9 protein-coding genes and 1 pseudogene are annotated in these 13,201 nt (G+C 28.3%); 2 read left to right on the plus strand and 8 right to left on the minus strand.

Annotation, left to right across the window (positions count from 1 at the left end; translation table 11 throughout):
- Positions 1-14 precede the first annotated feature (14 nt).
- The 7 genes and pseudogenes from AVENP_RS13025 to rpsL form a co-directional block, all read right to left on the minus strand.
- Positions 15-1,301 carry a peptidase U32 family protein gene (locus AVENP_RS13025; protein ID WP_128359697.1) on the minus strand — a complete coding sequence of 429 codons (1,287 nt, stop codon included), beginning with the start codon at positions 1,299-1,301 and terminating at the stop codon, positions 15-17.
- 749 nt (positions 1,302-2,050) lie between these two features.
- A pseudogene (locus AVENP_RS13030) lies at positions 2,051-4,319 on the minus strand (methyl-accepting chemotaxis protein); the annotation flags it as partial.
- A 69-nt stretch (positions 4,320-4,388) separates the two neighbouring features.
- Positions 4,389-5,918: an AAA family ATPase gene (locus AVENP_RS13035; protein WP_128359699.1), complete on the minus strand. Its 1,530-nt coding sequence runs from the start codon at positions 5,916-5,918 to the stop codon at positions 4,389-4,391.
- A 1-nt stretch (position 5,919) separates the two neighbouring features.
- Positions 5,920-6,789 carry an NAD(+)/NADH kinase gene (locus AVENP_RS13040; protein WP_128359700.1) on the minus strand — a complete coding sequence of 290 codons (870 nt, stop codon included), beginning with the start codon at positions 6,787-6,789 and terminating at the stop codon, positions 5,920-5,922.
- 241 nt (positions 6,790-7,030) lie between these two features.
- Positions 7,031-9,136, minus strand: a complete 2,106-nt coding sequence (gene fusA / locus AVENP_RS13045; RefSeq protein WP_128359701.1) for an elongation factor G — start codon at positions 9,134-9,136, stop codon at positions 7,031-7,033.
- Positions 9,137-9,145: 9 nt separating this feature from the next.
- Positions 9,146-9,613: a 30S ribosomal protein S7 gene (rpsG, locus tag AVENP_RS13050; RefSeq protein WP_128359702.1), complete on the minus strand. Its 468-nt coding sequence runs from the start codon at positions 9,611-9,613 to the stop codon at positions 9,146-9,148.
- An 11-nt stretch (positions 9,614-9,624) separates the two neighbouring features.
- Positions 9,625-10,008: a 30S ribosomal protein S12 gene (gene rpsL / locus AVENP_RS13055; protein WP_108559629.1), complete on the minus strand. Its 384-nt coding sequence runs from the start codon at positions 10,006-10,008 to the stop codon at positions 9,625-9,627.
- 282 nt (positions 10,009-10,290) lie between these two features.
- Between rpsL and AVENP_RS13060 the strand changes: the two genes are divergently transcribed.
- Positions 10,291-11,442, plus strand: coding sequence for an MFS transporter (locus AVENP_RS13060; RefSeq protein ID WP_128359703.1), 1,152 nt, complete (start codon positions 10,291-10,293; stop codon positions 11,440-11,442).
- Between the two features lie 5 nt (positions 11,443-11,447).
- A complete protein-coding gene (locus AVENP_RS13065) occupies positions 11,448-12,203 on the plus strand; it encodes an alpha/beta fold hydrolase (RefSeq protein ID WP_128359704.1) in 756 nt (251 codons plus the stop codon).
- A gap of 32 nt (positions 12,204-12,235) precedes the next feature.
- On the opposite strand, the gene AVENP_RS13070 is transcribed toward AVENP_RS13065, so the two are convergent.
- Complete coding sequence (locus tag AVENP_RS13070) at positions 12,236-13,180, minus strand: DUF4238 domain-containing protein (protein ID WP_128359705.1); 945 nt, start codon at positions 13,178-13,180, stop codon at positions 12,236-12,238.
- Positions 13,181-13,201: the final 21 nt, after the last annotated feature.

Raw genomic sequence — 13,201 nt, forward strand, 5'->3', positions numbered from 1 at the left:
TTATAGTTTAAAACTTATTCAATAGTTTCTTCAATATTTGCAACTCTAAACATTGTTAAATAAGGTAATCTTCCAGGAAGTTTTATTTTGTTAACATTTCCACTATGAACAGATTCTAATTCTTTATTTGTTTCTGTTAATATTTTCTTGAAATTAATATAATAAATTCCATCTTTTTTAAAGATCTTTCCAATTTCATTTTCACACTCAACTAATTCATCACCCATTGGTGTAAAAATTTCAATATCTTCATTTGGATAAACTTTGTATTTACATAAAAAATGTTCTTCATCTTCTGTTACAAGTCCTGTAACTTCATATGAACCTTTACTTAATGCATATTCATGATTTTGTGAATCTGTTTTTTCAAATGGTCTATGAATTAAATAAGCATCTGTAAAACCTCTATTTTTTGTTGTATAAAGTTCTCTTTGATATTTGTCAGCTTCAAATTTACCATCATAATAGTCATCAATTGCATTTCTATAAGCTTTTGCAGTAACTGCTGCATAATATGGTGATTTTGTTCTTCCTTCAATTTTAAGGGAATCAACTGCACCAGAATCAAGTATCTCTTTTATATGAGAAGCTAAGTTCATATCTTTTGAATTAAAAATATATGTTCCAACACCTGGTTCTTCTTCTAATCTAAATAATGTACTGTGATCTTCATTTGCTGCGTATAATGTATATTCAAATCTACAGTCATTTGCACAAGATCCTCTATTTGGAACTCTTCCCATTTGAACTGCACTTACTAAACAACGTCCAGAATATGCAAAACACATTGAACCATGTACAAAAATTTCTATTTCCATATCTGGTAAGTGTTTTTTAATTTCAACAACATCTTTTAATGAAATTTCCCTTGCAACTACGATTCTTTTTACTCCCATATCCCAAAAAACTTGGGCATCTAGATAATTTAAAACATTTGCTTGTGTTGATAAATGAATATCAATTTGAGGTGCAAGTTCACGACATAATTTAACAACTCCAGGAGCTGCTACAATAAATGCATCGGGCTCAAGTTCTGCCATTTTTATAATATGTTTTTTTAATAAATCTATTTGAGAATTAAAAGGAAAACCATTAATTGTGGCATAAACTTTTTTACCACGAGCATGGGCATAGTCAATTCCTTCTTTAAATGTTTCAAATGTAAATTCTTTTCCCGCTCTAATTCTTAAGCTAAAGTGACTAACACCTGCATATACAGCATCTGCGCCATATTTAATTGCTATTTTTAATTTTTCTAAATTTCCAGCAGGTGATAATAACTCTACTTTTTCATTATTCATATAATTCCTTTAAATATTTCATTGTTTTATTTTATTTTTTGATTGGCATTATATCTATTTTTTAATAAATATAAAAGAGGATATTTTTACTCTTGTTTACTCTTGTTTATTTAGGAAAGCTTAAAAGCTTTCCCATTCATCATCATCTTTTTTTAATGAAGTAATACCTGTAGTTTTTTGTTTAGTTGCTAATTGTTTATTCTCATGAATATATTCATTACTATTTTTTGTATTTAACTGTTTTGAGCTAGAAGCTACTTTTTCACTTAATAAAGGCTTTGCATTAACATTATCTTTTTTTAATTGATCTAAACATTTAAACACTTTTAATGTTGAATCATCTAATTTTTGAGATAAATCACTTAATAGAACATTATCTACATAATCTTTACAATCTTCATTAATATACTCTTGAACACAATTATGAACAAAATCATGATTTAACTTTAGTTGTTTCCAGTTTTCAGTTTTTGTAAATGCTTTTCCTGAACTTTCTTCTTGCAATAACCATTTACCTAAATCACACTCTGTCGATTTTGTAACACTCCATGCAACTTTTGTTTTACCAATTTTATCAAAGTTTGTTAACTTAAATTTAATGTGATCATTTTTTAATTTAGAAATTTTAAATACTAAATCTATATCTTCAATCTCTTCTTTTGAAATTTCGTTAAATTTAGCTCTATCTGCAATTTTCAATAAATTTTCTGATAGTTTCGTAACTTCACTTGCTAATTCACTGATAATTGTTGCAGAATTTGCATTAACTTGTGTAGCTTGATCCAAAGTATTAATAGTGTCATTTATTTGTATGATACCTTTCTCTTCTTCTTTGCTTCCTTGAGATACATCTTCAATTAAAGTAATTGTCTGGTTAATTTTAGAATTTAAAGTTGCATATCCACCTATCATTTCATTTGCAATAGATTTTCCTTCATTTGCTTTTGATGTTGCAATTTGAACTATATTTTTTATCTCTTTAGCTGCTTCAGCTGATCTATTTGCTAAGTTTCGCACTTCAGCTGCAACAACGGCAAATCCTCTCCCTGCTTCTCCAGCAGTTGCTGCTTCAACAGCTGCATTTAATGAAAGAATATTTGTTTGAAAAGCAATTTGATCTATTACTGTAATTGCATCATTAATTGAATTAACTTGGTTATCAATCTCATCCATAGCTTTTGTTGTTCTTGAAGCTAATGTTTCACCATCTTTTGAAGAGTTTTGAAGTTCAACAGCTAAATTTGACATTTGATGAACTTTTTGTACACTTGATTTTACAATAGAAGTTATCTCTTCAACAGCAGCTGCTGTTTCTTCTAGAGAAGCTGCTTGTTCATTTGCAGATGCAGATAATTTATTTGCTGCTGTTGATAAGATATTTGTATCTTCATTTAGTTTTCTACCACTTACAATAATCATAGATAAAAATTCTGAAACGGTAACACCAATTAATTGGCTACTTGCTGCTAATGATGAGATAACTCCATTAACTTTTGAAGTATTGAGTTTTGAGTCATCAACACTAAAATTTGAATTTCCATATTCAATTAATACATTATTTAATGCAACTAAATTATCATTCGTTTTTTCTATCATTGAATTAATCGAATCTCTTAATTTAATAATTTGTGGATTAGATGATGTTTTCTCAATTTTATAAACATAGAATCCATTAATTACTTTTTCAATAACTTCATCAACATTTTCAATAACTTTTGAATCTTCTTCATAACCATCTTTTAATTTACCAATATAATCATTGAAACTATCAACTAATTTTCCAATTTCATCATTTGATTTTTTTTGAATTATTGCTGTGCCATTTGTATCATTGCTAATATCAGTAATTGCTTTGTTTAAATTTTCTAATGGTTTAATAATAGATTGATTAACGAAATAACTATATATTACATAAACAATTATTATTGAAAGTAATGAAAATAATATAATATTTAGAATGATTTTATTAATTTCTTTTGTAGTATTTTCTTCCATTAGTATAACTTCATTCTCTATATCATCAACATAAGCACCTGTTCCAATAATCCAATCCCAAGGTTCAAATTTTTGCACATAAGAGAATTTTTCTCTAGGTTCCCCTTTTTTATTAGGTTTGTCCCAAAAATATTTTACTAAACCACCATCTTTATTATTTTTAACAACTTCAGTCATTTCAACGAAATGTTTTTTACCTTTTGCATCTTTATTTTCAGATAAATCTTGCCCATTTAATTCAGGTTTAATTGGATGCATTATCATTTTCGGTGTTGAATCATTTATCCAAAAATAATCATTATTTGCATATCTCATTTCTGATATTGTTTTTAAAGCTTCTTCTTGCATTTTTGAAGTTACATCCTCAACATATTCACCTGTTCCAATAACCCAATTATATGGTTTAAACAATTTTACAAATGACACTTTTAATTGAGGTGCTTCAAATCCTGGTTTTGGCCAAACATAATCAACAAAACCTTCACCACTATTTTTTGCAACTGTTGCAAATTCTTTGAATATTTTTTTACCATTTTTATCTTGATAATCAACTAAATTTTTACCATTTAATTCAGGTTTAATTGGATGAACTACAATAACAGCATTTGTGTCATTAACCCAAAAATAACCAGTACTTCCGTATCTTGTTGAATTAATAATTGATTTTAATCTATATTGTAATGCTTCTTCTGATAAAGAATCTTTTAACTTATCATATTCAGATTGTAAAATTGAAAATAGAAAATTAGTCTGCATTTTTAATTGTTCTTGCACTTCAACTTTAATTTTATCAACTGATGTTCTACTATGATATGCTTCAACGGTTTTAATTGCCAAAGATACATAATTTTTAAGTTCTAGCTCTTTTTTTGCATAAGCTTGATTCTTAAAGTTCTCAATATTTTTATTTGAAAACTTTTTTATTGAATAAATAGAATTCACAGCAATTGCAAATGATACTATCATGATTGTCACTAAAGAAAGAAGTAAAATCTTACCTTTAATTGATATGTTTTTGAACATAAAAAACTCTCCTAGTTATTATAATTGTTTATATAATATCCATAGTCAGGATATTTTGTCAAGTTTATGTTATTTTAAAAGATTTTTTGCAAATTCTACAGCTTCTGATGTAACTTTTTCTCCACTTATCATTCTTGCAATCTCATTTACTTTTTCATTATTTTTTAATTCTTTTACAAATGATTTACCATTTATTTTGTCAACTAAAAAATGTTGATTTGCACTTGATGTTAGCTGTGGTTGATGTGAAATTGCAAATATTTGATATGAATTACTTAATTTTTTTAGAACTTTTGAAATTGCATCGCTTTCTTTTCCACTTAAATTTGCATCAATTTCATCTAAAAAAAGTATTCCATTATCAACAATATCAAACTCACTCATTGAAGTTAATAATGCCAATCTTAATCTATTGTATTCCCCTGAACTAATTGTGTCTAAAGATACCCCATTTAATTCAAATAGAACTTCATCTGCACCTGAAAAATCTAACTCTTTTTCATTAATAATTATTTTAGCGTTACTTAAATATAGAAATTTCAGATACTCATTTATTTTTTTCTCAAGAATTAAAGAACTCTCTTTTCTATAAATAGAAATTTCACTTGCTAACTCTTGTAATTTTAAATTTAAATCTTCATATTTTTTTTCTAATTTTTCTTTTTGGAAAAATATATTTTCATAAGATTCTAACTCAATTTTTTTCTGTTCTTTATATTTTAAACACTCTTCAATTGAACCAAATCTTTTTTGTAAAGCTGAGAGTTTTTCAATTCTATCCAGTACATTTTCAATATTTATATCATCTAATTCATGTAATGAATCATTGAATTTTTCAAAGATATTGTTCAACTCATTCATTGTTTCATCAAAAAAACTAGAATCTGTTTCCATTAATTCTAATGCTTGAATAACATTGTGATTAAATTCCAAAATTCCAGAAGCTTTTTTTATTGCAACTTCTATTTTTTCTTTTTTAGCTAATCTTTTTTTTATTAAATTTAGTTCTTCATATTCATCAATACTTGGATTTATTTGCTCAATTTTATCTATTTCAAATCTTGCAAACTCTTTTAAATCTTCTAATTTATTTTCATCATCTAATATTTTTTGTAACTCTTTTTTTACAACTATTAATTCTTTATATAAATTATTAAATGTTTCTTTTTTCTTTTTAAAATCTTTTTTCTTTTGAATAGTTAATCTATCTAAAAAATCTAAAAGTTTTAAACTATCAAATTCTGAGGTATCTTTTAAGTTAAGATGTTTTATAAGTTTTGTTGAAAAATCACTAAGATTTTTTTTAGAAACAGATTGATTATTTAAAAAATATCGTACTTTATCTTTTTTAATACTTTTAATAATAATATCGTCATCAATAGACAAATCATAAGTTTCATCATTAATTTTTGAATTATTTAGTAATACTTCACCAAGATTTGCTTTTACATCAGCTAGAGCAAATAATGATAAAATCGCTTGCATCAAAATAGATTTCCCAGCACCACTTGGTCCTGTGAAAATATTTAAACCATTTTTAAACTCTAAATCAACCTCTTCAAAAGATAAACAATCTTTTAAATATACTCTTGTAATCAAATTAATTTCCCCATCTTAGTTTTTCATTTAATACTTCAAAATAATCTCTTTGAATTCTATGCATCATTTTTGCTTTTTTATTTGCTATTCTAATTTTAATAGATTGATTTTGTTCAACTTCATAAATATCTTGTCCATCAACAATTACAACTGCACCTTGATTATCAACTATTTTAAACTCTATTTCAAAATCAGCTGGCATAACTAGTGGTCTTTGTGTTAAAGAGTGAGGAGCAACTGGCGTTACAATAAAAGCTTCAGTTAAAGGATAAACAAGAGGTCCACCAGCTGAGAGATTATAAGCAGTTGAGCCTGTTGGTGTTGAGATAATTACACCATCACCATAATAAGTATTAAAAGCTTTTCCATTAATTTTACCTTTTATTCTAATCATTGATGAGATAGATTTTCTTGAAATTACAATATCATTAAATGCAACAAATTTATTTAAATTTACACTTCCTTCAACCATCATTCTATTATCAATTTTATAAATATTTTTTTTCAAATCTTCAATAAATTTTGGTAATTGTTCCATACTTATATCAGTTAAAAAACCTAAAGTTCCTAAGTTAATTCCTAAAACTGGAATATCATATTTGAAAGATTTTCTAACGACTGAAAGTAAAGTTCCATCTCCTCCAACTGAGATTAGAAAGTCAACTTTATGGCATAATTCATCTAAGGAATGTCCACCTTTTAGGCATATCATATTTGCTGAATTATCTTCTAAATAGACTTCGATTTTAGCTTGTTCAAAAAGAGTTTTAATTTTTAAATATATCTCTTTTAATTCTGGACTTGAAGGTTTTAAAATTATTCCTGCACTTTTAATATTATTCAATAATTCATTATTTGTTTCTATTCTCAATGTTATTCCAATTTTAAATTTATGTAAACCATTTTAGCTGATTATTTATAATAACTTAAATAAATTTAAAACAAAAAAAAAGGGATATGCAAACGCATATCCCTTTTTGTACAAAACTAAAGAAAATTTCTATTATTCTATACAGACCTTTAGGTGTTATTAGGAAATCAAAGATTTCTATAACACAAAAAAGCTCGTTAATCACTATAAGAGTGAAATACTTTACTCTTATTTAACGTGATTAACCATTTCTCTTTTTAATAATTTCATCAGAAACATTTTTTGGAACTTCTGAATAGTTATCAAAAATCATTGAATATGTAGCTCTACCTTGAGACATAGATCTTAAGTCTGTAGAGTAACCGAACATTTCAGATAATGGAATTAATGCAACAACTAGTTTAACACCAGCTCTGTCATCCATAGACTGAATTTGTCCTCTTCTTTTATTACAATCGCCGATACAATCACCCATATAATCTTCAGGTGTTTCAATCTCAACTCTCATAATTGGTTCTAAGATTACAGCTTGAGCAGCAGCAGATCTACAACCTTGTTTGAATCCCATTGAAGCAGCTAATTTAAATGCCATTTCAGATGAATCCACATCATGGTAAGAACCATCATAAAGTGTTACTTCAATATTAACCATTGGATAACCAGCTAAAATACCACCTTGCATTGCTTCAAAACAACCTTTTTCAACAGCTGGGATATATTCTTTAGGAACAGTTCCACCTTTAATATCATTGTTAAATTTAAAGTTTTCTTCACTATCAACTAATGGTTTAATGTCTAAATATACGTGACCGTATTGACCTTTACCACCTGATTGTTTTGCGTATTTATACTCTTGTTTAACAGCATTTTTAATTGTTTCTCTATAAGCAACTTGAGGAGCACCAACTTCAGCTTCAACTTTAAATTCTCTTTTCATTCTATCTACAAGAATTTCAAGGTGTAATTCACCCATTCCTGAAATAATAGTTTGTCCAGATTCTTCGTCAGTATTAACTCTGAATGAGGGATCTTCTTCTGCTAATTTTCCTAAAGCAATACCCATTTTTTCTTGGTCAGCTTTAGTTTTTGGCTCAACTGCAACAGAAATAACTGGTTCAGGGAATTCCATTCTTTCTAAGATAACAGGATCTTTTTCAGAAGCAAGTGTATCTCCAGTAATTGTATATTTTAAACCAACAACAGCACCGATTTCTCCAGCATAAAGCTCTTTGATCTCTTCTCTATTATTAGCATGCATTTTAAGTAATCTTCCGATTCTTTCTTTTTTCATTTTTGTAGAGTTATAAACATAAGTTCCAGATTCTAAAACCCCTCTATAAACTCTTGTAAATGTTAACTGTCCAACAAATGGGTCAGTCATAATTTTAAATGCTAGCGCAGCTACTTCACCTTCGTCTGTTGAAGGAACAATAACAGCTTCACCATCTTGAGTTTCACCATTAATATCAGCAACTTCAGTTGGAGCTGGTAAATACATAGCAACAGCATCAAGTAAAGTTTGAACACCTTTATTTTTGAATGCAGTTCCACAAGTCATTGGAGTAATAGTCATATTTAAACAACCAGCTTTAATACCAGCTGTAATTTCTTCTTCAGTTAACTCTACACCCTCAAGATATTTTTCCATTAACTCTTCGATTGACTCAGCAGCAGATTCAATCATTTTTTCTCTATATTCTTCTGCAATTTCCATCATATCAGCTGGAATTTCTTCAATATGGTAATTAGAACCCATTGCTGCATCTTCATCCCAAACGATAGCTTTCATTTGAACTAAATCTACAATACCTTTGAAGTTTTCTTCTGCACCAATTGGTAATTGAATTGGAACCGCATTTGATTTTAATCTTTCATTTACTTGGTTTAAAACATTATAAAAATCTGCACCTGTTCTATCCATTTTATTAACGAATATCATTCTTGGTACTCTATATTTATTAGCTTGTCTCCAAACAGTTTCAGATTGTGGTTGAACTCCACCTACTGAACAAAATACTGCAACAGCTCCATCAAGAACCCTCATAGATCTTTCAACTTCAATAGTAAAGTCAACGTGACCTGGAGTGTCAATGATGTTAATCATTAAATCATCACCTGTTTTTGGGTGTTTCCAATGACAAGTTGTAGCAGCAGAAGTAATTGTTATACCTCTTTCTTGCTCTTGTTCCATCCAGTCCATTGTAGCAGCACCTTCATGAACTTCACCAATTTTATGTGAAACACCTGTATAGAATAAAATTCTTTCAGTAGTTGTTGTTTTTCCAGCATCAATGTGAGCTGCAATACCAATATTTCTAACTCTGTTAAGTGGTGTTTTTCTTGCCATGTTATAATCCTACCATCTATAGTGTGCAAATGCTTTATTAGCTTCTGCCATTCTATGAATATCTTCTTTTTTCTTGAATGAAGTTCCTCTTTCGTTAGCAGCTTCGAATAATTCGTTAGCTAATCTTTCTACCATAGTTCTTTCATTTCTTTTTCTTGCAGCATCAACTAACCATCTTAATGCTAAAGTTTGTCTTCTTACGGCTCTTACTTCAACAGGAACTTGATATGTAGCTCCACCAACTCTTCTAGATCTTACTTCTAAAAGTGGTTTAACATTTTCAATTGCTTTTTCAAATAATTCAATACCAGCTGCTTCACCTCTAGCGTCAAGGTTTGCAATTGCACCATACATGATTTTTTCTGCAGTAGATTTTTTACCATCTTGCATAACTGTATTAACAAATTTTGTGATCACTTTACTATTATAGATAGGATCAGCCATTATTTCTCTAACTGGAGCTTTTCTTCTTCTCATTTTCTATCCTTCTACTTTTTCTTAGCTTTAGCTTTTTTAGTACCATATTTAGATCTTGCAACAGTTCTGTTAGCAACACCAGCAGTATCTAAAGCACCTCTTACGATGTGGTATTTAACCCCAGGTAAATCTTTTACTCTTCCCCCTCTTACAAGTACTATTGAGTGCTCTTGTAAGTTGTGACCTTCTCCACCGATATATGAAATAACTTCAAAACCTGTAGTTAATCTAACTTTTGCAACTTTTCTTAAAGCCGAGTTAGGTTTTTTAGGTGTAGTTGTATATACTCTTGTACATACTCCTCTTCTTTGTGGACATTCTTTTAATGCTGGCGATTTAGATTTTTTGATAACCTTTTTTCGCTCATTTCTTACAAGCTGATTGATTGTAGGCATTTCTTTCCTTTATATAAATTGGTTTGAGTAATTATAGCCTTACCCATGCTTCTCGTGCACTTCAACATTAAGTTGAAACGATACTCCCATTCTAGGAAACTCAATTATTTTAGTTTTCTAAAAAAGTACGGGATTATACTGAAGACATGCTTAATAATTGTTTAGTCAAAAATTTCATTACTTCATCCCAAATTTCCAATAATTCTCATTTAAGTCTAAAATAAATATTTCTTACTAAAATTCCGAATTACATAATTTAAATTCAAAAAAAGATTCTACATAATGACAAAAAAATTACTTCCCCTAGCCTTAGGTGGACTTGCTATTGGTACTACAGAATTTGCAATCATGGGATTATTACCAGATGTTGCAAATGACTTAAATATCAGTATTCCCGTTGCTGGACATTTAATCTCTATATATGCTTTAGGAGTAGTTATTGGAGCACCAATTTTGGTTGCTTTAAGTTCAAAATTTCCTGCTAAAAATATCTTAATTGTATTTATGATTTTATTTACATTTTTCAACTTTTTATCTGCTATTGCTCCTAATTACACTACATTACTAATATCAAGATTTTTAAGTGGTTTACCACATGGCGCTTTTTTTGGTGTTGGTACTGTTGTTGCTGCAAAACTTGCTGATAAAGGAAAATCAGCACAAGCAATTGCTGTAATGTTTACAGGACTTACAATTGCAAATGTCGCTATGGTTCCTCTTACTACATATCTTGGTCATACTTTTAGTTGGAGATATGCCTTTGCAATAGTTTCAATAATTGGTTTAATAACAATTTTCTCTTTATATAAAAATCTTCCAAAACAAAAAGAGGTAAAAACTGTTACATTAAAAGAGGAACTAGAATTTTTCAAGACAATCAAAGCTTGGCATATATTAGCTATTGTTGCAACTGGTTTTGGTGGATTGTTTGCATGGATTAGTTATATTGCTCCATTGTTGATTCATGTTACAAAATTTGAAGAGAGTAGTGTCTCATATTTGATGATTGTTGCGGGGCTTGGGATGTTAGTTGGAAATATAGTTGGAGGATATTTAGCTGATAAAAGAAACCCTATAAAAGTTGCAATTTTCCTTTTATCTATGATGGTTATATGTTTAATATTGGTATTTTCCCTATCTGAATATAAGTTTGCAACTGTTGTTCTTACATTTGTATGTGGTGCATTTGCTATGTCTATTGGTGCACCTATTAATATTATCATGTTAGATAGTGCAAAACATTCTGCCATGCTAGGAGCTGCATTTTTACAAGCTGCATTTAATGTTGCAAATTCTTTAGGTGCATTTTTAGGAGGTATTCCTTTATTTATGGGATTAAACTATAATTATCCATCATTAAGTGGTGCTTTAATGGCCTTGGTTGGTGTGGGATTATGTTTAATTTTCCTAAAAAAATATAAAGTGCAGGGATAGTTTGTATGACAATACTTGGGCATAAAATTGTAGGTAGTGGTAAAAAATATATCTTAGTTTTACATGAACTAATGGGAGACCACACAAATTTCGACCCAATTTTACCATATATTGATGCCACAAACTTCACATATATTTTTGCTGACCACAGAGGTTATGGTTTATCAAAAAACATATGTGGTGAATATACTTGTGAAGAAGCAGCAAATGATGTAAAAAACCTCATCACAAAACTAAATCTAAAAGAAGTAAATCTACTAGCTCACTCAATGTCCACGATGATAGCCCAAAAAGTAGCTCTAATCGATGACAGAATTAAGCAACTAATTCTAATCACACCAATCTCAGCAGCTGGTATAAAAATGAAACCTCATGCCCAAAATGAGTTAATAAACGCAATGAAAGAGAATAAAAATAAAATAGAAGAAATTGTAGAAGCTGCAAGTAAAAGATACAGCAAAACTTGGTTTGATTATAGAGTAAAAATGGCATATGAAGCCTCAACGGTAGAAGCCAGAGTTGGATATATGACCATGTATCTTACAACTGATTTTATAGATGAAGTAAAAGATATAAAGATTCCTATTAAAATCATGACAGGGAAACATGACTTTGCTGTGTTCAATAAACTACATATTAAAAAACTTTTTGAACCTTATTATAATGATTTTGAGATTATAGAGTGTATGGAAGCTGGACACTATCCGATGATTGAGTGTCCTGTTTATTTTGCCACTGAGGTTGAGAGATTTTGTAAATAGATTTGTCTTCAAAAAAAAGAAAACTTATAAAACTATTTTGAATACCTTTTTAATGTCTTAATAGCTAATTCTGAATCAGCGAAAACTGTTTTATAAGATTTCTTATAAATATATTCATTTAAATTTAATACATCACTTTCATTTATATTATCTTTCAAATTATTATATGTATCTGAATCATTAATCATGTAAGCATAACTTGGAGAAAGAGGAAAATATAAATCCATATGTTCTGGGGCTGTTCCTTTTTTTAATTCATTTAATGATGAGTGAATATTAATTACAGGAGAATCACTTGTTATAAATTTTAAATTTGTATTATTAACTATAAATATATGATTATTTTTCTTATGATTTTGATATAAACTATGCCCTAAATTAATTCCAAACATATAAGCAATAAACCACCAGTTTTTTTCCCATAAATCATATAATCTGTCATCTTTGGCTAAAGCAAATAAGATTTTTTCTTTAAAAGCCTTTGTTCTACTTAATTGATGTCCTATAAAATATAAAAAAGCTATCATTTTTTTATCTTCATGAAGTACTTGAGAATTTCCTTCTATTAATTCTGATATTACTTTTAATGCTAAATTCTCAATTATTGAATATGTATTTTCTAAAGTATTTGATTTAATTGTATTCACCAACTGATTTTGTTCATTTTGGTAAAATTTATTGATTTTATAATTTTCAATATCTAATAAATTTTTAAAATAATTTAACTGTCGTAAATGTATATTTTGTAAATTGATAGATGAATATGAAGAAAGCTTTTTAATAAAAAATATATCTTTTTCATTTAATGAATTTATTTTATAAAAATCAATATCTTTTGCAAGTCCTTTAACACTATCACAAGAAATTTTGCCTTTTTTTGATATATAAAACACTTTATTATCTTCAAACGACCAACTTTTAAGATAATAACTCCAAACATAATGATGATTTCTTTTTATTTGTTCAAACTTTTCCATGAATACTAGTATATAACATTT

Source organism: Arcobacter venerupis (assembly GCF_013201665.1).
Taxonomy (GTDB): Bacteria; Campylobacterota; Campylobacteria; order Campylobacterales; family Arcobacteraceae; genus Aliarcobacter; species Aliarcobacter venerupis.